Origin of the sequence: Solimonas terrae, assembly GCF_011067135.1 — a bacterium.
In the GTDB taxonomy this organism is placed as follows: domain Bacteria; phylum Pseudomonadota; class Gammaproteobacteria; order Nevskiales; family Nevskiaceae; genus Solimonas; species Solimonas terrae.
This window is the reverse complement of sequence record NZ_JAAMOW010000002.1, coordinates 218,420-240,398: the sequence shown is the minus strand read 5'-3', so window position 1 is coordinate 240,398 and position 21,979 is coordinate 218,420. Positions and strand designations below refer to the sequence as shown.

The 21,979-nt window shown below is 66.9% G+C and carries 22 protein-coding genes; 11 read left to right on the top strand and 11 right to left on the bottom strand.

Annotation, left to right across the window (positions count from 1 at the left end; translation table 11 throughout):
• Window positions 1-152: 152 nt before the first annotated feature.
• From G7Y85_RS20595 to G7Y85_RS04680, 4 genes are all read right to left on the bottom strand, one after another.
• A complete protein-coding gene (locus G7Y85_RS20595; protein WP_166252560.1) occupies window positions 153-1,022 on the bottom strand; it encodes an FAD binding domain-containing protein in 870 nt (289 codons plus the stop codon).
• Complete coding sequence (locus tag G7Y85_RS04690) at window positions 1,019-1,762, bottom strand: SRPBCC family protein (RefSeq protein WP_166252557.1); 744 nt, start codon at window positions 1,760-1,762, stop codon at window positions 1,019-1,021. Before G7Y85_RS04690 ends, G7Y85_RS20595 begins: the two co-directional genes overlap by 4 nt.
• A 295-nt stretch (window positions 1,763-2,057) precedes the next feature.
• Window positions 2,058-2,984: an oxidoreductase gene (locus G7Y85_RS04685; protein ID WP_206675497.1), complete on the bottom strand. Its 927-nt coding sequence runs from the start codon at window positions 2,982-2,984 to the stop codon at window positions 2,058-2,060.
• Between the two features lie 2 nt (window positions 2,985-2,986).
• Window positions 2,987-4,492 carry a WS/DGAT/MGAT family O-acyltransferase gene (locus tag G7Y85_RS04680; protein WP_166252551.1) on the bottom strand — a complete coding sequence of 502 codons (1,506 nt, stop codon included), beginning with the start codon at window positions 4,490-4,492 and terminating at the stop codon, window positions 2,987-2,989.
• A 40-nt stretch (window positions 4,493-4,532) separates the two neighbouring features.
• Here G7Y85_RS04680 and G7Y85_RS20400 point away from each other — a divergent pair, with 40 nt between their 5' ends.
• The 6 genes from G7Y85_RS20400 to arr all read left to right on the top strand — a co-directional run bounded on the left by G7Y85_RS20400 (window position 4,533) and on the right by arr (window position 8,354).
• On the top strand, window positions 4,533-4,661 hold the full coding sequence (locus G7Y85_RS20400; RefSeq protein ID WP_277817126.1) for a hypothetical protein: 129 nt from the start codon (window positions 4,533-4,535) through the stop codon (window positions 4,659-4,661).
• A 57-nt stretch (window positions 4,662-4,718) separates the two neighbouring features.
• The gene (locus tag G7Y85_RS04675; RefSeq protein WP_166252548.1) at window positions 4,719-6,326 is read left to right on the top strand and encodes an acyl-CoA synthetase; all 1,608 of its coding nucleotides are present in this window, start codon (window positions 4,719-4,721) and stop codon (window positions 6,324-6,326) included.
• 62 nt (window positions 6,327-6,388) lie between these two features.
• Window positions 6,389-6,583, top strand: coding sequence for a hypothetical protein (locus G7Y85_RS04670; RefSeq protein ID WP_166252545.1), 195 nt, complete (start codon window positions 6,389-6,391; stop codon window positions 6,581-6,583).
• Between the two features lie 141 nt (window positions 6,584-6,724).
• Window positions 6,725-7,066, top strand: coding sequence for a YciI family protein (locus tag G7Y85_RS04665; protein ID WP_166252542.1), 342 nt, complete (start codon window positions 6,725-6,727; stop codon window positions 7,064-7,066).
• 113 nt (window positions 7,067-7,179) lie between these two features.
• Window positions 7,180-7,815 carry a glutathione S-transferase family protein gene (locus G7Y85_RS04660; protein WP_166252539.1) on the top strand — a complete coding sequence of 212 codons (636 nt, stop codon included), beginning with the start codon at window positions 7,180-7,182 and terminating at the stop codon, window positions 7,813-7,815.
• Between the two features lie 83 nt (window positions 7,816-7,898).
• Window positions 7,899-8,354: an NAD(+)--rifampin ADP-ribosyltransferase gene (arr, locus tag G7Y85_RS04655; RefSeq protein WP_166252536.1), complete on the top strand. Its 456-nt coding sequence runs from the start codon at window positions 7,899-7,901 to the stop codon at window positions 8,352-8,354.
• A 178-nt stretch (window positions 8,355-8,532) separates the two neighbouring features.
• On the opposite strand, the gene G7Y85_RS04650 is transcribed toward arr, so the two are convergent.
• The 5 genes from G7Y85_RS04650 to G7Y85_RS04630 all read right to left on the bottom strand — a co-directional run bounded on the left by G7Y85_RS04650 (window position 8,533) and on the right by G7Y85_RS04630 (window position 14,883).
• Window positions 8,533-9,444 (bottom strand): alpha/beta fold hydrolase, encoded by a 912-nt coding sequence (locus G7Y85_RS04650; protein ID WP_166252533.1) that lies wholly within the window; start codon window positions 9,442-9,444, stop codon window positions 8,533-8,535.
• The gene (locus tag G7Y85_RS04645; protein ID WP_166252529.1) at window positions 9,441-10,361 is read right to left on the bottom strand and encodes an SDR family NAD(P)-dependent oxidoreductase; all 921 of its coding nucleotides are present in this window, start codon (window positions 10,359-10,361) and stop codon (window positions 9,441-9,443) included. Before G7Y85_RS04645 ends, G7Y85_RS04650 begins: the two co-directional genes overlap by 4 nt.
• 222 nt (window positions 10,362-10,583) lie before the next feature.
• Window positions 10,584-11,798: a CaiB/BaiF CoA transferase family protein gene (locus G7Y85_RS04640; protein WP_166252526.1), complete on the bottom strand. Its 1,215-nt coding sequence runs from the start codon at window positions 11,796-11,798 to the stop codon at window positions 10,584-10,586.
• 373 nt (window positions 11,799-12,171) lie between these two features.
• Window positions 12,172-13,302, bottom strand: coding sequence for an FAS1-like dehydratase domain-containing protein (locus tag G7Y85_RS04635; RefSeq protein WP_166252523.1), 1,131 nt, complete (start codon window positions 13,300-13,302; stop codon window positions 12,172-12,174).
• 21 nt (window positions 13,303-13,323) lie between these two features.
• On the bottom strand, window positions 13,324-14,883 hold the full coding sequence (locus G7Y85_RS04630; RefSeq protein WP_166252520.1) for an acetate--CoA ligase: 1,560 nt from the start codon (window positions 14,881-14,883) through the stop codon (window positions 13,324-13,326).
• Between the two features lie 159 nt (window positions 14,884-15,042).
• On the opposite strand from G7Y85_RS04630, the gene G7Y85_RS04625 reads away from it, so the two are divergent.
• The 3 genes from G7Y85_RS04625 to G7Y85_RS04615 all read left to right on the top strand — a co-directional run bounded on the left by G7Y85_RS04625 (window position 15,043) and on the right by G7Y85_RS04615 (window position 18,948).
• Window positions 15,043-15,855, top strand: a complete 813-nt coding sequence (locus G7Y85_RS04625; RefSeq protein ID WP_166252517.1) for an IclR family transcriptional regulator — start codon at window positions 15,043-15,045, stop codon at window positions 15,853-15,855.
• Between the two features lie 239 nt (window positions 15,856-16,094).
• The gene (locus G7Y85_RS04620) at window positions 16,095-16,595 is read left to right on the top strand and encodes a nuclear transport factor 2 family protein (RefSeq protein ID WP_166252514.1); all 501 of its coding nucleotides are present in this window, start codon (window positions 16,095-16,097) and stop codon (window positions 16,593-16,595) included.
• 145 nt (window positions 16,596-16,740) lie between these two features.
• Window positions 16,741-18,948 (top strand): acyl-CoA dehydrogenase family protein, encoded by a 2,208-nt coding sequence (locus G7Y85_RS04615; protein WP_166252512.1) that lies wholly within the window; start codon window positions 16,741-16,743, stop codon window positions 18,946-18,948.
• Between the two features lie 36 nt (window positions 18,949-18,984).
• Here G7Y85_RS04615 and G7Y85_RS04610 read toward each other — a convergent pair whose 3' ends face one another.
• Entirely contained in the window at window positions 18,985-19,551 is a 567-nt protein-coding gene (locus tag G7Y85_RS04610) for a cupin domain-containing protein (protein ID WP_166252509.1), read from the bottom strand.
• Window positions 19,552-19,711: 160 nt separating this feature from the next.
• Here G7Y85_RS04610 and G7Y85_RS04605 point away from each other — a divergent pair, with 160 nt between their 5' ends.
• Both G7Y85_RS04605 and G7Y85_RS04600 read left to right on the top strand, forming a co-directional pair.
• Window positions 19,712-20,287 carry a TetR/AcrR family transcriptional regulator gene (locus G7Y85_RS04605; RefSeq protein ID WP_166252506.1) on the top strand — a complete coding sequence of 192 codons (576 nt, stop codon included), beginning with the start codon at window positions 19,712-19,714 and terminating at the stop codon, window positions 20,285-20,287.
• Window positions 20,288-20,467: 180 nt separating this feature from the next.
• Window positions 20,468-21,301, top strand: coding sequence for a TauD/TfdA dioxygenase family protein (locus G7Y85_RS04600; protein ID WP_166252503.1), 834 nt, complete (start codon window positions 20,468-20,470; stop codon window positions 21,299-21,301).
• Between the two features lie 42 nt (window positions 21,302-21,343).
• On the opposite strand, the gene G7Y85_RS04595 is transcribed toward G7Y85_RS04600, so the two are convergent.
• Window positions 21,344-21,898, bottom strand: coding sequence for a nuclear transport factor 2 family protein (locus G7Y85_RS04595; RefSeq protein WP_166252500.1), 555 nt, complete (start codon window positions 21,896-21,898; stop codon window positions 21,344-21,346).
• Window positions 21,899-21,979 lie beyond the last annotated feature (81 nt).

The following is a 21,979-nucleotide window of genomic DNA, read 5'->3' as shown; positions in this document are numbered from 1 at the left end:
TCCCTCTCCTTCATCGCAAGACGATGGCGGAGCGGTTCGGGGTGAAGACGCGCGCTGCAGCGCTCGATCCGTCACCCCCTCACCCCAACCCTCTCCCCCGACACCTGTCGGGGGAGAGGGAGATTGGTTTCCTGCCGCTTGCGAATTGCGCTCTACGCCGCGGCCCTCAGGTCGAGCGCTTCGCTCAGCGCGCGGGTGAACACGCGGCGGCCGACGGTGCGTCGGTATTCCGCCGTCGCATGCAGATCATCGAACGGCGCGGTGTCGGCAATCGCCAGCTCGGCGATCGCCTTCGCGTCGAGCGCGGCAATCTCCTGCCCGATCAGGGCGCTCTCGGCCTGACGCGCCTTGATCGGCGTCGGCCCCATGCCGAACCAGGCGATGCCGGCGCGCGTGATGCGGCCGTTGTCGATCGTCACCGCGCCGGTCAGACCGACCAGCGCGAAATCGCCGGGCCGCTGCGCGATCTCGCGGAACACGCTGACGGTGCCGCTCGGCCACTCGGGCACGTCGATCGCCGTGATCATTTCATCGGGTTCCAGCGCCGTGGCGTACGGGCCGAAGTACAGCTCGTCCGCCTTGATCTGGCGCGTGCCGCGCGTTGAACGCACCTCGACCGATGCGCCGAGCGCGACGGCCGTCGCCGGCAGTTCGGCCGCGGGTTCGCCGAGCGCGATCGAGCCGCCGATGGTGCCGCGGTTGCGTGTCTGGTGATGGCCGACGTGCTTCACCGCAGTGACGATCAGCGGCTGCGCGGCATTGAGCGTGGCATCGGCGATCGCTTCGTTCTGCCGCGTGATCGGGCCGATGCGCGTGCGCCCGGCCTGACGCGAAATGCCCTTCAGCGCCTTGATGCCGTTGAGATCGACGAGCACGAACGGCTGGCTCATGCGCAGCGCCAGCAGCGGCATCAGCGTCTGGCCGCCGGCGACCAGCGTCGCGCCGCCACCGGCGTCGCTCAGCAGCTGGCAGGCCTCCTCGATCGTCGCCGGCGCGTAGTAATCGAACGGCGCCGGCTTCACCGGTTCTTCTCCAGGAGCTGCGCCAGCAGGTTGGCATCGAGCGTGACGACCGGCGCCGCACTGCGGCGTCCGAGCAGCACGCCGGCACCGCCGACGATCACCAGCAGCAGGCCGATGCTGATGCCCATCCATTCGGAATGCGGATCGGCGTTCATGCCGCGGCCGAACAGGTAGCCGACGAGCCCGGCGACGAGAACCGCGAGCAGCCAGGCGATGCGCGAGCCGCCCGAGGCGGGTGCATAGACGGTGCCGCCAGCGGCACCCGCGGTGACCGGCTGCCCGGCGACCGCGGCCTTCCTGGTCGGCGCGATGATGTTGGCGAACTGCGAGAAGAAGCGCGCGGCCAGCTGCTTGGAGGTGGCGTCCATGATCGGCCCGCCGAGCTGTGCGAGCCGGCCGCCGACCTGCGCATCGGCATCCCAGGTCAGCAGCGTGTTGCCGCCGTCGTCCTGCAGCTTGACCTTGACGATGCTCTTGACGAAGCCGACTGTGCCGGCCTGGCCTTCCATGATCAGCGTGTACGAGTCCGGCGCGTTGATGTCCGCGAGTTCGACCGCGCCGTTGAAGCGCGCGCCGATCGGGCCGATCTTGATTTCGACGGTCGCGACCATGCGCGTGTCGGATTCCTTGGCCAGCGACTGGCAGCCGGGAATGCAGCGCTTGAGAACATCCGGGTCATTCAGCGCCTGCCAGACCTGCTCGCGCTGCGCAGCGATCCGCTGCTCTCCTGACATCTTCATCGACGCTCTCTCCTCTTGATGGCGGCCGTGCCGGCGGGCCTTGGCGCAGTACGGCGTCGATGCGCACGCAGCTGCCCGCTCTGATGCATTGGCGATGGGTTTTTGATGCTACCGTTAATAGACATGCGTGTCCATTAGTGATTGCGCGCGGCGAAGCGCCAAAGACGTTCGCCCCGTTCGCCCCGAGTGATCGCGCAACGATCCTGTCGAAGACGGTCCCTCGATACGTTTCGGCTTGCGCCGAAACACGAGCGACGAACGGCCCGCCACGAAGCGCGATCAGGAGTTCCGAGGACTAATCCAGATACGCGACGCCGGTGAGCGTCTCGGAAAGCGCCCAGAGCCGTCGCGCCAGCGCCGGGTCGCAGGCATTGCCACGACGCCGCGCCTTGGCCGGATAACCGCGCAGACCGGCAAAGCCATCCGGGCCGTAGTAGTCGTTGTGCTGCACGCCCGGCATGGTCGCCACGTACAGCGTCGGCAAGGCGCCCTGTGCCGCGGTGTTGATCAGGTATCGGCGCGCGATCGGCGCAATCACCGCATCCTCGAAACGCTGCTTGAAGCTGTCGGTGCGCGGCTTGATCGTCGTGTCGGCGCCGCCCGGATGGGCCGCGGCTGCGATCACGTCCGAGCCTTTCGCCGCCAGCCGCCGTGCCAGCTCGGTGACGAACAGCAGGTTGGCCTGCTTGCTGTTCGCATAACCGGCGAACGGCACATACGGCGTGCGCTGGTAGTCGAGATCGTCGAGATCGAGCTTGCCGCGCCAGTGGCCAAGGCTGCCGACCGTGACGATGCGCGCGCCCGGCGTCGCCAGGATGCAGTCGATCAGTCGGCCGGTCAGCGCGAAGTGACCGAAGTGGTTGGTGCCGAGGTGATTCTCGAAGCCGTCGACCGTGCGCCCGAACGGCGCGCCGAGAATGCCGGCATTGTTGATCAGCAGATCCAGCCGCGCGTGGCGCTGCCGGTAGGCGTCGGCAAACGCCTGCACCGATGCGAGGCTGGACAGGTCCAGCGTCATCAGCTCGGCATCGGCCTGCGGCACGCGCTCACGCAGCGTGTCCAGCGCCGCCGCGGCCCTGGCGGGACTGCGACAGGCCATGACCACTTTCGCGCCGGCACCGGCCAGTGCGATCGCCGTTTGCAGGCCGAGGCCGCTGTTGGCGCCCGTGACGACGGCGATGCGCCCGCTCTGCGGCGGCATCCGTTCGACAGTCCATTTCACGGTCAAGCGGGCTCCTTCCTCGAAACCGGCTTGCGGCGCGTGGCCGGACGTTTGTTCGCCGGCGCGGCCGGCGGCTTGCCCGACGAGGTCGCCGGCGTCGCCGGCACCGCGCTTGTCACCGCCCTGCTCGCAACGATGCCGACGCGGGCTTCGAGCGCGGCCAGTTCGTCCTCGAGATAGTCGAGCAGTCTTTGCATCTGCGGCACGGACTTGCGGCAGGCGATCAGGCCGAAGTCGACGTAGTCGTGCCGGCTGATCACGGTGATGTTCAGCGCCAGGGTGTCGAACAGCAGCGACGCCGGATACAGACCCGTCAGCCGCGCACCCTGCCAGTAGATGTCCTCGCGCGGTCCCGGCACGTGCGAGACCACGACACTGCCGAGCGCGTTGTGCTGCGAGCGACCGAACAGCATGTTCAGTGCGCCGGGCATCAGCATGGTGGCCGCATAGGCCATGACCTGCGCCGGAGAGAACGCCTGCAGGCGTTCCTTGTTCTTGTCCATGCAGCGCTTGATTGCCTGCAGGCGTTCGAGGGGATCTTCGACGTTGGTCGCCAGGTGCGCGATCGTGAAAGCGACCTCGTTGCCGAACGCGGTGTCGTCGCGACGGATCGAGATCGGCACGCCGGCGATCAGCGGCTTGTCCGGCAGCTGGCCGAGCGACAGCAGATAGCGACGCAGGGCGCCGCCGCACATCGCCAGCACCACGTCGTTGAGCGTGGCGCCGGCGGCCTTGCCGACCGCGCGCATGCGCGGCGTCGAATATTGCTGGGCGGCGAAGCGACGCGTGGCGCTGAGCTTGCTGTTGAGCAGCGAACGCGGCGCCTCGCCGGCCAGCGCGATGTCCGGATCGCCGTTGCGGAATTCGCGCAGGGTCTGCCGTACCCGGCGGATCACCGGCATCGCCGCGTTGACGCCTTCGCGCGCCATCAGCTTGAGGGCGCTGAAGCCCTCGACGGCCGGCACCGGAATCGGCATCGCCTGCATCTTGTTGCTCGCGGCGCCGACTTCCCAGGGCGGCGGCATCTCGGCCGACACGGCGCGATCGTTCGACATCGACTTCATCAGCATGCGGATGCCGGCCACGCCGTCGACGACCGAATGATGGATTTTCAGGTAGACCGCGATGCGGCCGTCCTCCAGCCCCTCGATCAGGTACATGCGCCACAGCGGATAGGCGCGATCGAGGTGCACGGAATGCACGCGCGAGACGACCGCCAGCAGCTCGCGGATGCGGCCCGGTTTGGGCAGGGACATGTGCACGAAGTGATGTGCGAGGTCGAAGTCGTCGTCCTCCTGCCAGTAATGCAGCCCGCGGCGCTGCGCGAGGCGCTGGTTGAAAGGCGGCACGGCCTGCACCGATTTCCCAAGGCGCTCGGCCAGCCGTGCGGCGAAATCCGGCGGCGCATCGGCTGGCGGCTCGAACAGCATCAGCATGCCGATGTGCAAAGGCTGGCGACGGCTTTCCAGACGCAGAAAGGCGTCATCGACGAGAGATAGTTTGCTCATGCCGGGGACCTCGGGATCGGATTTCGGGAGCGCGTCTTTTGTGGATCTGCTGCTCTTCACCAACATGATCGTCGAAAATGCTGCAGTCTGGAAACGAGCGGCGTTGACTGGCCGGGCGCGGCCGCTGGTCCCGCCGCGCCAGCCGGCGGAAACCGGAACCCGGCGTTGACAGTCCGGACGCGCTCGCGCAGCTTTGCCCGCACCACGATCCGGAACCCGAAAACCAATGACAGCCACAGCAAACGAAGTACCGGACCCGATCGGGGCCGCGCGCGGCCACCGCCTCGGCGACCTGCTGCGCCGCAGCGCCGCACGCGTGCCGGCCAGGACCGCGCTGGTCTACGGCGAGCAGCGTCTGAGCTTCGCCGCGCTCGACGAGGCCGTGAACCGCACCGCGCAGGCACTGGCGGCGCGCGGCATCGGCTGCCGCGATCATGTCGCGCTGCTGTCGCGCAACAACCTGTCGTTCGTCGTCATCCGCTTCGCCGTCGCCCGGCTCGGCGCCGTGCTGGTGCCGATCAACTTCATGCTGAATGCCGACGAGATCGCCTACATCCTCGGCAATGCCGAAGTCTGCGGCGTGATCGCCGAAGACGCGCTGGCCGAGGTGGCGGTGGCCGCCATCGCGCAGGCCGGGCTGACGCTCAAGGTCCGCGGCGTGATCCGCGACAAGGGCATCGCGCCGCCGGCCGGCTGGGAGTGTGCACAGGACTGGATGCAGCACGCCGACGCGACGGAGCCGGATGTGGCGATCGGCGACGACGAACCGGTGCAGATGCTCTATACCAGCGGCACCGAATCACGACCCAAAGGCGCCCTGCTCTCGGCCCGTTGCCTGTATGCGCACTACGCCAGCTGCATCATCGACGGCGAGATGCGCGGCGATGACATCTCGATTCATCCCATGCCGCTGTTCCATTGCGCGCAGCTCGACGCCTTTCTGACGCCGGATCTCTACCTCGGCGCGACCAGCATCATCCTGCCGGGCCCCGACCCGGCGACGCTGCTGCGGACGATCGCGCAGGAGCGCGTGACCAAACTGTTCTGTCCGCCGACGGTGTGGATCGCGCTGCTGCGCCACCCGGACTTCGACCGCAGCGACCTGTCGTCCCTGAAGAAGGGCTACTACGGCGCCTCGATCATGCCGCGCGAGGTCATCCGGGAACTCAGCACCCGCCTGCCGCAGGTCCGGCTGTTCAACTTCTACGGGCAGACCGAGCTGTCGCCCTGCGCCACCGTGCTGCGGCCCGAAGACCAGCTGCGCAAGCTCGGCTCGGCCGGCCAGCCGGTGCTGAATGTCGAAACCCGCATCGTCGACGACGACGATCGGCCCGTGCCGCCCGGCACGGTCGGCGAAATCGTCCACCGCAGCCCGCACGTGATGCTCGGCTACTGGAAGAACCCGGAGAAGACCGCCGAGGCTTTTCGCAACGGCTGGTTCCACAGCGGCGATCTCGGCGTGATGGACGACGAGGGTTATCTGAGCGTCGTCGACCGCAAGAAGGACATGATCAAGAGCGGCGGCGAGAACGTTGCCAGTCGCGAGGTCGAGGAAACGATCTTCACGCACCCCGCCGTTTCCGAAGTCGCCGTGTTCGGCGTTCCGCATCCGCGCTGGATCGAAGCCGTGATGGCCGTGGTCGTGCCGCGCGCCGGACAGGTGCTCGACGCCGAGACCGTCATCGCTCACTGCCGCGAACGCATCGCCGGCTTCAAGACGCCGAAGCACGTCGTGATCGTCGAGCAACTGCCGAAGAACGCCAGCGGCAAGATCCTCAAGCGGGAGTTGCGCGAGCGCTACGCCGGGAACACGACCGCCGCCAACCCAGCCTGAGCGCGCCAGCGTCGCTGCAAGATCCGTCGTTGCGAGGCCGTACCGCAATCGCGGCGATCCAGATGGCGATCAGCAAACCCATTCATAAGAAATTGAACCCAGACCGTGCGTACTCCGTCTATCCCGTGACGTTCACCGGGACGCAACAGGGCAAAGTTGTCGTGTACAAGGGTACCCGGACGCTGACGCTGCACAAAGCACAGGGAAGCTGGCAATTCACGGGCGATGCGTCGGCGCGGGGCGTGAACGGGTTGTAGTGGCTGGTGCAGGCCATGCGCGTGGACACTTGCCACGGAAGACCGATTCCGGCGCCAGCCCGGTCGAGGCTTGTCGAACATGAACTCAGCTGTTCGGCCGCGCCCACGCCGCGGCCACCGTCAATTCTGAGGAGGCGCGCGATGGCCAAATACCTGATCTCGTTCCCTAGCGCGGCGATGGTCGTATCGGACAGCGAACGGGAAGCGGCGGGCCGCGATGCGCATGCCGCGATCGAGGAGGCAAAGGCCGCCGGGGTTTACGTGTTCGGCGGCGGAATCGACGAAGACGTGCCGCCCGTGCTCGTGTCGGCGGACGGCTCGGTTGCAAGCGGTGGCTATCCCTGGGCGCCGGCGCTGAACGGCGGTTTCACGGTACTGGAACTGCCGTCGCGCGATGACGCCGTCGCGTGGGCGGCGCGTATCGCCCGGGCCTGTCGCTGCGACCAGGAACTGCGTGTCTTCGGGCTCGACCCGCAATCGTGAGGGCGAAACCTGAAATGGAACATCGAGTGCGGTTCAAGCGTTCATTCAAGCCGACGCCGCTTTGCGATGCTGCCGAGTTCAAGCTTTGAACCGTTTTCCAGGAGGATTTGAGAATGAGCGAGTTGACGATCTGGACCTACGACTGGGTGCCCGAAATGCCTCGCGGCTTTGTACGTGACCTGCGTCTGCGATGGGCGTGCGAGGAAGCGGGCCTTCCCTACACGGTGCAGACGGTGCCGTTCGACGGCCGCGAGACCAACCATCTGGAGCGCCAGCCGTTCGGACAGGTGCCGTTCCTGAGCGACGGCGATCTGCAAATCTTCGAAAGCGGCGCCGGGCTCCTGCACCTTGCACGGAAAAGCGACCGGCTGATGCCGCGCGATGCGGCGGGCGAAGCGCAGACGCTGCAATGGGTCATTGCCGCTCTCAATTCGATCGAGATGGTGAGCGTCCCGTGGTGGTTTCTGACGATTTCCGGCGCCGCCGACAATGCGTTCACCGGCTGGGTGGGCAAGCGTCTTGATCAGCTGGAGAATGTTCTGGGCCAGCGCGAGTGGCTCGCCGCCGATCGCTTCACGGTTGCGGACCTGCTGATGGCCGATGTCCTGCGCGTGCCGACGCTGCGCGCGTTCGGCACGCGCCCCGCCTCGGAAGCCTACGTGGCGCGTGTCGCCAGCCGCCCGGCATTCACGAAGGCGTATGACGATCAGATCGCGCATTTCGCACTGGCCGACGAAAAGCGGGCTTGATCGGCGCTCCGCTGCACCTCGCGATCTTGCCCCGCTGCCGCTTAATCCGGGCACCGCCCCCTCATCAACGACGCTCTCTGACCATGAATGACAACGAGTGGATCCCTGTCTCGCACGAGAATTGCCAAGAGCTTGCCGGCCCGTTCTATCACGGCACAAAAGCCGGACTCGCGATCGGTGAGTGGCTGGTCGCCGGGCAGAAGTCCAACTTCGAGGACGGCCGGATTTCCAATCACATCTACTTCTCGACGCGTCTGGAGTCCGCAATCTGGGCGGCGGAGCTGGCGATGTCGCTGGCGGGTCTGGACGGCCGCGGCTACATCTACCTCGTCGAACCGAGCGGGCCGTTCGAGGACGATCCGAATCTGACGAACAGGAAATTTCCCGGCAATCCGACGGCGTCCTATCGCACGCGCGAACCGCTGAAGGTGGTCGGCATCGTCGAAGACTGGGCGGGGCACCCAGCCGAGGTGTTGCAGGGCATGCTCGATTCCCTGGCAAACCTCAGGCGCCGCGGCCTCGCCGTCATCGAAGATTAGGGAAGAACTGAATCAGCCCCCAGCGCGTCATTGCGGAGAGGCGGAGGCGACGACGCAATCCAGCATCCCGCGACGCAAACGAGACATCCGGATCGCCGTAGCTGTCACGCGGCCTCGCGATGACGGACCTGTTCGGCGTTTCCGACCATCACAACCGCCGGATCGCGCTCGTCCCGTTTCAGCCATTGGCGGCGGCGGCTGCCGGCAGCCGGCAGCCGATGCCGTCGCTCCGCACGCGATGCAGGAATGCGAGGATGTCCGGCCGCAGGCGCTCGGGCCGGGTGCGCAGCTCGATCAGCGAACGGGCGACCAGCACCTCGGCGTTCGGCATGTGGCGGCGCAGCGCGCGGGCGTCGGCCAGCGCGTGCAGCGGATCGCCGGCGTGGCCGATGACCAGCGTCGGCTGCTGAACGTGGCGACGGCGACGCTGCGACGGCACGATCGGCCCGACCAGCACGCCGTGCAGGACGGCGCGGATGACTTCGGGGTCGGAGCGGCCGGCGACGATCGCGCTGTTGAGCAGCGGATACGGCGACTCCGGCAGCCAGCGCATGAAGCGCGTCAGGAGGCGCCAGACCGGCCGCGCGTAATGCGTGGTCAGCATCAGCGGCACGAGGAACAGCGCGGCGGCGGGCACGCCGCTTTCGGCGACCGGCATTTCCAGCAGCAGGGCGCGCACGCGGTGCGGCGCGATGCAGGCCGCGGTCAGCGTCGTCACCGCGCCCAGCGACAGGCCGCCGAGGATCGCGCGTTCGATGCCGAGATGATCCATCAGGCCGAGCAGCTGTTCGGCGTAGAAATCGACACGGTGCTCGGCGGCCCTGGTCGGCTTGTCGCTGCGGCCGTGGCCGAGCAGGTCGAGCAGGATCACGCGATAACCTTCGGCCGCCAGCCAGGTCGCGACATCGCGGTTGCAGTGCGTGTTGAGCAGGATGCCGTGCACGAGGATGATCGGCTCGCCTTCATCCGGGCCGTAGACTTCGTAGGCCAGCCGATAGCCGCCATGCTCGAACGATGCTTCACGATCGGGCATCGAGCGTGCGGCGGACCGTTCGCGCAGCGCCGACATCAGCAGGCGCGGCATCTTCATGCGCCGCCCTTGCGCGCCATCTCGAAGCTGCGACGGATGTGATCGGGCTGGCCCATCGGCACCGGCGGCAGGATCCACGGATCCTTCGTCGTGTCGCGGATCGCGGCCATGTGCGCCTCGACTTCGTCGATCGTCCATGACGGCCGGTAGACGCCCGGCGTCTCGGCCAGATACATGCGCGACAGCCGGCCGGCCATCGCGCTGAGGATTTCGCCGCTGACATTGCATCGCTCGTGGCACATCCACGCGACCAGCGGTGCGACCAGTTCCGGCCCCATCGGCGGATAGACCGAAGTGTCCAGGCCTTCGGCCATGCGCGTCACCGCGCCCGGCGCAATGATGTTGCACTTGACGTCGTGCTCGGCGCCTTCGAGGCCGGCGACATTGCACAGGCCGATCATGCCGGTCTTCGAAGTCGCGTAATTGACGACCTGCTTGTTGCCGTACAGGCCGCTGACCGACGAGGTCAGCACGATGCGGCCGTAGTGCTGGTCGCACATGCGCGGGAAGGCCTCGCGCACGACGTGGAAGGCACCGCGCAGATGCACGTCGAGCACGGCATTGAAATCGTCGTAGCTCATTTCGCGCAGCGGCGCGCGACGCACGTTGCCGGCGTTGTGGATGAGGATGTCGATACGGCCGTAGTGATCGAGCGCCGACTGGATGATGGCGCGGCCACCTTGCTCGGTCGCCACCGAATCGGTATTCGCGACCGCCTCGCCGCCGGCGGCCTTGATCGCGTCGACGACTTCCTGCGCCGGACCGACGTCGGCGCCCTCGCCCTTCAGGCTGCCGCCGACATCGTTGACGACGATCCGCGCGCCGAGGCTGGCGAGCAGTTCGGCATAGGCACGCCCGAGGCCGCGACCGGAACCGGTGATGACGGCGACACGCTGGTCGAATCTCAGCTCGGACATGCAGTTTTCCTCAGGGCAATTTGTGTGACCGGCCGCCTCTGCGGGCGGCGCCAACGGGGTCGGCGGGTGTCGCCGTCAAATCAACAGCGCTGTCCAATGATCGGCGAATCGCGGCCGGGCGACAACCTCGCCGCCCCGACGCTGGCCGGCGCCGTGCAGGCCCGTGGCCGACGCCTGCAGGGGCTTCGCACGACGCGGCGCGCCATGCGGCGGCGGCGCATTTCAGCCGACGACCTTGCTGTCGCGCAGCTGCGCGATCCGTTCTGCCGACAGGCCCAGCACCTCGCCGAGAATCTCGTCTGTGTGCTGGCCGAGCACCGGCGGCGCGGTCGGCACCGGCTGCGGATCGCCGGGAAAGCGGATCGGCCGGTTGACGATCGGAATCCTGCCGAGCACCGCGTGCTCGGTCTCCACGACCAGCTCGCGGGCGACTGCCTGCGGCTGCGCGAGGGCCTCGCGGATGCCCAGGATCGGCGCGTTCGGCACCTGGTGTTCCGACAGCAGCGCTTCGAGTTCGGCGACGGTCTTCTGCCGCGTCCGTTCCGAGATCATCTCGTTGACGAGCGCGCGCTGATCGCGACGTTTCTGCAGCGTGTCGAAGCGTGGATCGAGCATCTGCTCGTCCATGCCCAGCGCCTTGCAGATGCGCGCCCAGAACGCATTGGTCAGGCAGGCGATGATGATCGAGCCGTCGCTGGCGGGAAACACGCCGTAAGGCACCAGATTCGGATGCTGCGAGCCCTGCGGCTTCGGGTCTTCGCCGGTGAAGAACGCCAGCTGCGCGAGATAGCCGAGCATGCCGACCAGGCCGTCGAGCAGGCTGACGTCGATCAGGCGCCCGCGGCCGGTGACGCTGCGTTCGTGCAGTGCGGCGAGAATGGCGATCGGCCCGTTGATGCCGCCGACCAGATCGCCGAGCGGGATGCCGAGCTTGGTCGGCAGACCGCCCGGCTCGCCGTTGACGCTGAGCGCGCCGGACAGCGCCTGCACGACGATGTCGAACGACGGCTTGTCGCGCAGCGGACCGGTCATGCCGAAACCGGAGATCGCGCAGTAGATCAGACGCGGATTGAGTGCCGACAGGGTTTCGTAGCCGAGACCGAGACGGTCCATCACACCCGGCCGGTAGTTCTCGACGACGATGTCGCATTGGGCGGCCAGATCCTTGGCGAGCGCGACACCGGCCTCGGTCTTGAGATCGATGACGATGCTTTTCTTGCCGCGGTTGCCGCTGATGAAGTAGTGGCTGACCTCGTCACGGAACGGCGGAAACGTGCGGGTGTCGTCGCCGGTGCCGGGCGGTTCGATCTTCAGCACCTCGGCGCCGAGATCGGCCAGCGCCATGGTCGCTGCCGGACCGGCCAGCACGCGCGTGAAGTCGAGCACGCGGATGCCCTGCAGCGGGCCGGCCCAGGTTTTGGCGTTTGCGTCGGACATGATGAAGACGGGCCTCGGCAGGAAAACGACAATCCTTACAGAAAGCGCTGACCCGGTCCGTCAGCGCAGAACGACGCGGGTCGCGCGCAGCCTTGGCCGCAAGGCCAAGGCGCGCTCCTGCCATCGGCAGCGATTTCTCGCATCACCCTGTGCATGAGCGCCCCATGGGCGCGACCCTCGCACGACGATCAAATGAGCGGATGAAACGCCGGAGAAGCGTAGCGAGCGAAGGCAGGTCGCGCGAGGACGGATCACAGCAAGCGCAACGTACATCAGTACGTGAGCATTGCGAGCACCGCCCTCGCGCGAGGGTGAGCACGACCGAAGCACCGCTTCGCAGCGTGTGAACGCGCGCAGCAGCTTGTTCGGCGTTTCAGCCGCGGCTCGGCAGCTCGACGATGGCCACGCCGCTCGCCGACAGCTCGTCACGATGCGTGATCGCCTTCTGGCTGATCTCGACGAAGTACTTGCCGTTCTCGACGAACTTGCGGGTGACCACACCGTCGATGAAGATCACGTCGCCGTCCGGATTGTGACGACGGATCTGGCACTTGCTCTTGACGAGGAAGCCGTCGTCGCCCATCCAGTTGGTGAGCTGGTGCGTCAGCCACGAGCAACGCTCCGGACCGTAGTCGTAGGCACCCGGGGCGCCGACTTCCAGCGCGAAGGCCTCGTCCCAATGCACGCGTTCCGGGCAGTCCGGCACGTTGAAGCGGTTCTTGATGCCCAGGCCCGGATGCTTGGACTGCATCTTCCAGGCGAGCTTGTTGGCGCGGATGTAGAGGCCGCCCCAGCCCTGCGCGTAACCGATGAAGCCGGTCACCGTCATCGGGCCTTTCATCATGCGCGGAATCTCTTCGCCTTCCTTGACGTCTTCCCAGTAGCGCGTGTTCGCGCCACGGATTTCCTCGGCGGCGTAGAGCTTGTACCACTCGGCCAGCTGCTCGTCGGTGAACGGCACGACCTTGCCCTTGGTCTCCGTGTACTTGGTGCCGCGTTCGCGCGCTTCGTCGCGATCGGTACGGAACACCCAGGAATCGCACTCGGCAACCTTCTCGCCCTGACGGAAGAAGTCGACGTGATAGATCTGCTGGAACGAGCGGCCGGCAAAACGGGTCTGGTGCTCGACCAGATCCTTGAGATAGGCCTGCGTGGTGATGATGTCGCCGCGCAGCACCGGCTTGTGCCAGGTCCAGTCGGCGCCGGCCCACATCGCGTGCACGCCGGACAGGCCGCCGCAGTAGCCGGACACGATGCGGCTCAGCGAGAACAGGAAGCTCGGCAGCGCGACGACCGTGCCGTACCTGGTCTTGGCGGCGTAGGCCGGATCGCACCACAGCGGGTTGTCGTCGCCGATGCCGTGCGCGTAGTGACGGATGCCGTCGCGCGTGGCTTCGTAGTTCCAGGGCTCGACCGTGTCGGTGATCGGCACGCCGATGCGACGCCGCAGGTCGGCGAGTCCTTCTTCAGTGATCTTGGGAAAGCGATTGGTACCGTCAGCCATGTGGTTTCTCCTGGGAATCTGTCAGTTGATCTTCGCTTGCGCAGCCTCGCGGTCGCGCAGGACCTTGCGATGAACCTTGCCTGCCGGGGTCTTCGGCAGTTCGCTCACGAACGTGATGTGTCGCGGAAATTCGTGCTGGCTGAGTCGTTCGCGGGTGAACGTCTTCAGCTCGTCGATGTAGTCGTCGCTGGCGGCACGATCGGAGACGATGAAGGCCTTGGCGACCTGGCCGCGAACCGGATCGGCGACGCCGATCACCGCCGCCTCGCGCACGTCGGCATGCTTGAGCAGCGTCGCTTCGATCTCGACCGCGCTCATGGTCCAGCCGGCGGAGATGATCACGTCGTCGGCGCGTCCGCAGTGATAGAGATAGCCCTCGTCGTCGACCTTGGCGAGATCCTTGGTGGTCTCCCAGTGATCGCGCTTCCACAGCATCAGTTCGCCGACTTCGCCCGGCGCGGTCTGGCCGCCGTCCGCCTTCTGCACCTGCAGCTTCAGGCCGGGGACCGGCTTGCCGAGCGAACCGGGTTTGACGACGAAGTCTTCGGCGCCCGGATAGTTGACGAGCACGACGCCGATCTCGGTCGTGCCGTACATGCTGCAGGCCGGCACGTGGAAGGTCTGGTCGATGAACTCCAGCGTCGCCGGGTCGATCGGCTCCCCGGTGAACGACAGCTTCTTGAAGAAGAACCCGAACTCGGACGCCCTGCCGGTGTTCTTCATCATGCGGTAGTGCGTTGCCGCCGCCGACATGTTGGTGATCCTGTAGTCCTGCAATGCCTTCATCAGCCGCACCGCGTCGAAGCGGCCGGCGAAGGTGCCGGTGGTGACGCCGAGGCCGAGCGGCGCCAGGGTGCCGTGCCAGAGGCCGTGACCCCAGGCCGGCGACGACGGGCAGAAGTATTCGTCGCCGGGACGGATACCGGTGCCGTACAGCGCCGCGAACATCAGCGTGACCAGCGACTTGTGCGTGTGCTTGACCGCCGCCGGCAGCTCGCGCGTGGTGCCCGAGGTGTACTGGAACACCGCCATGTCGTCGGCGCGGGTTCTGGCCTCGAAGCGATCCGGCAGGTCCGCCATCTGCGCGAGCAGCGCATCGTCGGCAACGATCACGCGCACACCGTCGACCTGGCTGGCGATCTCCGCTTTTTCGGCATTGGTGATCAGCAGCTTCGGCTTGCAGTCGTCGACCCGCAGACGCAGGCCGTCGAGGCCGAACAGCGTGAACAGCGGCACGCTGATCGCACCCATCATCATCGCGCCGAACAGACTCAGATAGAACGGCAGCGACGGTTCGAGCATGAAGGCGATGCGATCACCCGGCTGGACGCCGTTCTTCACCAGCCAGTGCGCGAAGCGCGCCGAGCCGGCGGCAATCGCATCGAAGCTCAGGATCTCGTCGTGACCGTCGGCATGCGCGATACGCACGGCGGTACGGCCTGAACCGTCGGCATGCCGCGTGATGGATTCATGCGCGATGTTGAAGAACTCGCGGTTGCCGTCGAACAGATCCCAGAGCGCCTGCGAATTGGCGTGAGCCTGGGCATCGGCATAGCGGGTGTATTCGGTGAGCTTGGGCATCGGGACGGTCACGGGTTCGACGCCACGGCAGGCCGCGGCGTCATTCGGAGGCGACGAAGCATGCCGGAATCGTCGCGTCATTTCAAATATAGAATAATATTCTGTATATTGAATACCTGAAGCACATCGACGATCGCCGCAGAACCCCGACTGAATGCCATGACCGAACGAAAGCAGCGCAGCCCGCGACCGGACAAGGAACTCGCGAAAGCCGTGGAGGCCAGCAAGGCGCCGGCCATCTCGCGCGCCGCCGCCGTGCTGCGCCTGCTCGGCAAAAGTCACGCACCGCTGGGCCTGCAAGCCATCGCCCGCGAACTGGGGCTGGTGCCAAGCACCTGCCTGTACGTGCTGCGGGCGCTGGTTGCCGAGGAATTCGTCGCCTTCGACGCCGACACCAAGCGCTACTCGCTGGAAGCCGGCGTGCTGACGCTGGCCCGCGACTGGCTGACGCGCAACCGGTTCAACGATCTCGCGCAGCCGATGCTGGATCGCATGAGCCGCAGTTTCGAGGTGACGATGCTGGGGGTGCACATCGTCGGTCTCGACCACATCGTCGTCGTCGCCTCGTCGCAGTCCGGCAACAACTTCCAGCTCAGCACCCAGATCGGCAGCCGCTTCCCAGCCCTGATCAGCGCCACCGGGCGCTGCATCGCGGCGTTCGGCGGTCATTCCGACGAAGAACTCGAATCACGCTTCCGGACGCTGCGCTGGGACGAACCGCCGAGCTTCGACGAGTGGCGTGCGCAGGTCGAGCAGACGCGCCGGCAGGGCTTCGCGATCGACGCCGGCAACTACATCGCCGGCGTCACCGTGCTCGCCGCGCCGGTCTGGAAAACCCGCGCCAGGATGAGCCATGCCCTGGTCGCGATCGGCATCGGCGGCGCGCTCCAGCGCAACGGCCTGCCGGCGCTGCAGAAGGAACTGGCCGGCGCGGCGCGCGGCCTGTCGGAGCAGCTCGGCGGCGTGGCGTGACCGCCACCGTTCGTCCCGAGTGTTTCGGCAAAGCCGAAACGTATCGAGGGACGGCTGCGACATCGGCCCCTCGATACACCGCAGGCTGCGCCTGCGGCACTCGGGGCGAACGGCTTTCATGGGCGCCCTCGCGTTGTCAACGCCATTGTTGATTAACGCCGTCTCCCCTATCCTGTACCGCGCATCGACGCGCCGCGCCTGAAGCCACCGCGTCCGCAAGCCGACAAACAGGAGAACACATGCCCAGGTTCACGCCGGAGACCGCGGTCATCGCGCTCGAGCTGCAGCAGCTCGTCGCCGAATTTGCCAACGATCTGGACTTCAACGACGGACTGAACATCTGGAGTTTCTACGCCGAGGACGGCGAATTCGCGGTCGGCGACTTCACGTACAAGGGCCAGGCGGCGATCCGCAAGTTCTACAGCGATCGCAAGGAACGGATGCTGCCCTCGCTCAAGGACGGTATCCGCGTCGCCGCGCACACGTTCCTCAATCTGCGCGTCGCGGTCGATGGCCGGGATCGCGGCGTGGTGCATTTCACCAACGTCAATTACGGCGGCGAAGGCAAGCCGCCGCAGCTCGGCACGATCACGCCGGCGATGGTGACCGCCTGCCGCATGGACTTTCGCCGCGAGGCCGACGGCGAATGGCGCATCACGCGTTTCTCCGGCTCGCCGCTGTTCGTCGGCGACGACCCGGTGACCAAGCGCATGCTGCTGAAAAACGACGGCAAGAGTTGATCGTCGGCGGGCGCGGCGACGCGCGCGCCATGCAACACGAAGCGCACCGGCAGGCAAGCGGGCACGCCGGCGCATCTGGGAAAATGCGGCATACAGGCGTCCGCGCCTGCCGCGCGGCGAACGAAAGAATGCAAGGAGTGAGTCCATGAAGCTGGCCCTGCCGGACGACAGCGTCCCCGTCCAGGAAATGTTCGAAGGATTCTTCGCGGCGGAGTCGACTTCCGCACGCGTACGCGCCGCCGAGCCGGTCGGTTTCGACGCCGCGCTGTGGCGCGAACTGGTCGCCACCGAAGCGCCGTTCATGCGTCTGTCGGCGGACGCAGGCGGTGGCGGCATGAGCCTGTTCGACTGCTGCCTGATGATGGAACAGGCCGGTCGCCGGCTCGCGTCGGCGCCGCTCGCGGAGGCGGTCGTCGCGCTGCGCATGCTCGGCGAACTCGGCGGCGATGTCGCGGCGCAGTGGATCGACAAGGTCCGCGACGGCGAGACGGTGCTGACGCTGGCGCTGCACGAGACCCGCGCCGGAACCGCGCAACTGGTGTCCGGCGCCGCCGTGGCGAAAGGCATCCTGACGTATGACGGTCGCGAATTCGCGATCGAGGTGCCGGCCGCGGCGCTTGCCGCGCCGGCGACGCTCGGCGGTTCCGGCATCGGCGTGTTCGAGCCGGGTCGGGGCCAGCGCCTGGTCGTCGCCAGCGGCGCCGACGCCGCGAAGATCTGGGCGGCCGGCCTCGAGGAATGGAAGCTGCTGACCGCAGCCGCGCTGATCGGCCTGTCCAAAGAAGCGCTGGCGATGGCGGCGGCCTACGCCTGCGAGCGCATCGCATTCGGCGTGCCGATCGGCACCAACCAGGGCATCGCCCATCCGCTCGCCAACGACGCGATCGACGCGGACGGCGCCGGCATGCTGCTGTGGTGGACGCTGCGCGCGATCGCCGACGGGCACGAGGAAGCTGCCGCCAGCGTCTCGATGCTGTACTGGTTCGCCGCGCGCACGGCGACCAGCAGCGTGGCACACGCGCTGCACACCTTCGGCGGCTACGGCCTGTCCAACGAATACGACATCCAGCTCTATCACCGCCGCGCCAAGAACTGGGCGCTGATGCTCGGCGATCCGCAGATCGAACTTGCGCGCGCCGGCCGCCGCCTGTTCCTCGGCGAACGCGCGACGTTGCCGGACACCGGCGCCGTCGAGGTCGACTTCTATCCGCCGGAGGGCGGCGAAGCGCTGGCCGAGGAGACCCGCGCGGTGTTCAAGCGCGTCATCGATCCGGCCCGGCACAACCTCGTCGACCACAACTTCGAATCGCACGACTGGGAAGTGCATCGCGCGCTCGGCGCGGCAGGCCTGCTGTATCCGGACTGGCCGGTGAAATGGGGCGGTCGCGGCGCCGATGCGGCGTCGACGCGCGCCAGCCTCACGGTCTGGCAGGAGATCGGCTACGCCGGCCTGCCGCGCAGCACGACCTCGATGATCGGTCACGTCGTGCAGAAGACCGGCAAGCCGGAACTGCAGGAAGAAGTGCTGTTGCGCATGGGCCGCGGCGAGATCAGTGCCTGCCTCGGCTACACCGAACCGTCAGGCGGCTCCGACGTGTTCGCCGCCAAGACGCGCGCGGTGCGCGACGGCGGCGACTGGATCATCAACGGCGCGAAGATGTTCACGTCCGGCGCCGAACTCGCCAGCTACGTGATCCTGATCACGCGCACCGATCCCGATGCACCGAAGCACAAGGGCATCACCGTGTTCCTGGTGCCGATGGACAAGCCCGGCATCGAGATCACGCCGGTGCACACCTTCATGGACGAGCGCACCAACGCGACCTTCTATTCCGACGTGCGCGTCGAGGACAAATACCGGCTCGGCGAAATCAACGGCGGCGCCAAGGTGCTGGCGTCGGCGCTGAGCATGGAGCAGAGCGGCGGCTACTATCACATCCTCATGCGCGAGATGGCCGACGAAGTCGCCGGCTGGGCGCGCGGTGAAACGCGCAACGGCAAGCCGCTGATCGAGGACGACAGCGTGCTGGCGCGTCTTGCCAGGGTCTATGCCGACGCCCGCATCAGCGAAGTGCTGTCCGGCCGCGTGCTCGGCACCAAGCTCGCCGGCCTGCCGGATCTCGCGTTCGGCCCCGCAGCGAAGGTGTATTCGACCGAAGCCTTCATCGCCGATTCCACCGACCTGATCGATCTCGCCGCGCCGAAATCGCTGCTGCGCGGCCAGGAAGGCCTCGGTCTGGTCGAGAAGGGCTATCGCCATTCGACCGCGACGACGATCTACGGCGGCACCAGCGAAGTGCTGCGCAGCATGGTGGCCGAACGTCGCCTCGGGCTGCCGCGCAGCCGCGCCTGAGATTGGAACGGCGCCGGGGCGCACCGTCGTCCCGGCTTATCGCTCGCTGGGCGGCGGCTCGTCCTGCCAGGCGTCGCCGCGGCGGCGAAACACCTCGGCGATGCGCTGCCAGTGCGTCTCGCCGTTGTTCTTGAACAGGAAGCTGAAGCGCGTCGCGTTGCGGAATTCCAGCACTTCGACGCCTTCCGGACCGGCTTGATAGGTGTAGCCGGCCTCGGCGGGGATGAACATGCCGTCGCCCTTGCGCAGAATCTGCGCCCCCATCTGCAGCTCGCCGGCCATCACGTAGTACAGACAGTCGGTGTCGTGGCTGTGACGCGGCAGGATGTAGCCGCTCTTGAACCAGACATAGGTCAGGCTCATGCCGCTGTCGCCCGGTTCGCGGAACAGCAGCACGGTCCTGGAGCCGTGATTCGGATCGCCGCTGGCATTGGCGGCATCGAGAACCTTCAGTCCGGCCATGACACCCGCGTCAACGCCGAGCACCGGCATGTGATCCTGCACCGGGCTTGCGTCCCGTGCATGAAAGAACTGCAGGCGCTTGCGAGGTGGCCGGGTCTTCGCTTCCGGCGCCGCTTCGTTTTCATCGGGCTTCGACGTCATTCGGACTCCTGATGGCCTCGCCGAGCTGCGAGCGTAGGTGCACGCCACGCAGACGGCAAACCGCGGCAGGCGCGCGCCGCCGAACTTGCGGCCGCAGGCGGAACGATGCTGGGATGACGCCTTGATCGCCTGATCGACTATTCGAGGAGCCGGGGCCGGCATGACGCAGACTCGCAGGATGGGGGTGGAAGGTTCCACGCGGCGCACGCTGTTCGTCGATGCCGCCGAGGCGCTGTTGCGCAGCGAAGGCTACATGAGCCTCTCGGCGCGCCAGGTCGCCGCCAGGGCCGGGCTGAAAACGCAGCTGCTCTACTACTACTTCCGCACGATGGACGATCTCGTTCTCGATGTCGTCCGCCGCATCAACGCGCGTCGCCTGCAGAAGTTCGAGGAGGCGCTGGCCGCGCCCGAGCCGCTGCGCGCGCTCTGGGAACTGAACAGCGATCCGTCCGGCGCCGCGATGTCCGCCGAGCTGACCGCGATGGCCGGCCACCGCGAAGCGGTCCGCACCGAGATCGTCCAGGCCGCGCAGCACTTTCGCGCACTGCAGGTCGAGGCGGCGACCCGCCTGCTCGGCAAGCAGGCCGGCAAGGACTATCCCGCCGCCGGCATCGTCATGATCGCGATCGGCGTGGCGCGCACCATGGTTTCCGAATCCTCGCTCGGCCTCACGGACGGACATCGCGAAGCGCAGATGATCATCGAACGACTGCTGCAGGCGTTCAGCAAGGGCTGACGCAAACAGACATCAGTGTTGATTTGATCCGTCGTCGCGACGATGCTAATGTAGTGTTCAGCATTTGGGCGCATCGGCCGCCCGCGCCCGTTTCCGTCCGCTTTCGATGCCGCGATACCGACGCGCGATCCGCCCGGAAATTCCAGCCGAACACCAGATTGTCGCGGAGGAGAACCGCCCATGAGCCTGAAAGTCGAAGCGATCAAACCGGCCGTCGGTGCCATCGTCCACGTTGATCGTTCGCAGATCCTGGGCAAGGCGGTCGCGCGGAAATGCCTGGAACTGATCGAGCGGCACGGCGTGGTGGTGTTCCCGCGCGCCGGCCTCGACAACGAAGAGCAGAAAATCTTCACCGACAATCTCGGCGCCAGCGTCAGTTTCACCAGCAACGCGCCCGGCAGCGGCGACAAGTCCGGCGGCTACAACATCACGCTCGATCCGAAGATCAACAACGAGCCGGAATACGTGCAGGGCACGTTCTTCTGGCACCTCGACGGCATGCCGATGGCGAACATCGCGCCGCCGAAAGCCAGCGTGCTGTCGTGTCGCAGGAAGTCGGCGACCGGTGGCCAGACCGAGTTCGCCAGCACCTTCGCCGCCTACGACGCACTGAGCGAGGAAGACAAGGCGGAATACGGAAGGCTGACGGTCGTGCACAGCCTGGTCGCCGGCGTTCGCGAGGTGAAGGCCTTCGACGAGCTGCAACCGCACATGCGCACGCGCAAGGCCGAACGTCCGCTGGTGTGGACCTACCCGTCCGGGCGCAAGGCGCTGCTGATCGGCTACACCGCGGATGAAGTCGTCGGCTGGCCCAAGGCGGAAGGCCGCGCACTGTTCGCCCGTCTGCTGGAATGGGCCGCGCAGCCGGCCTTCTCCTACCGCCACCAGTGGCAGGAAGGCGATCTGGTGGTGTGGGACAACTGCGGCGCGCTGCACCGCGTGATCCCGTACTCGAAGGATTCCGGCCGCCTGATGCATCGCACGTCCGTCGCCGGCGCTGAACTGGCGGCCTGAGCCACAGCGGGTCCGGCGCCCGGCGCGTATCGCCGATCGGCGCTACCAGCGCAGGCCGTCGGCGCGGGCAACGATCGGGCGTTCGTACGACGGGTCCTGGCCGTCCCAGCGCGCCTTCAGGAAACCCTTGATGTTGTTCGAATGGACCCAGCTGGCGTCGGCGTCGGCGGTCATCTCGATCGTGCAGCGCCGGATGCGGATGCGCCACTCGCCGCCGCGCTTTTCGAGCTGATCGAGATAGCGGCCGAAGGCGATCGTCGTGGTCTTGTCGTCCTGCCAGAACAGGCCGCCGACCACGTAGGACTCGCAATAGGCGGTGTCGCCGTCGAGTTCGCAGAGATGGTTGGTGATGTTGTGGCTGGTCATGTTGAACAGCGCGCGGTGTCCGGCGTTGGCGCGTGCCGGGTAGTCGGGCGCCTGCGTGACGTTGGCACCATGCTCGTCGATACCGTCCTCCCACCAGCAGCCGGCGATCTGCGTGGCGTCCTGCCGGTCGCGCGCGCGGCATTCGCGCTGGATGCAGTCGAGGATCGCCTGGCGGTCCTTCAGTTGCTGGACATCGCGCTTGAGCTGCGCGAATTCGGTTTCATCGATCATCGACGGATACTCCTTATGGAAGCTGCGAACAAGCGACGCGAGCGAAGGCAGGGCGCGTGAGGAGGCAGCGCAGCAGCGTGT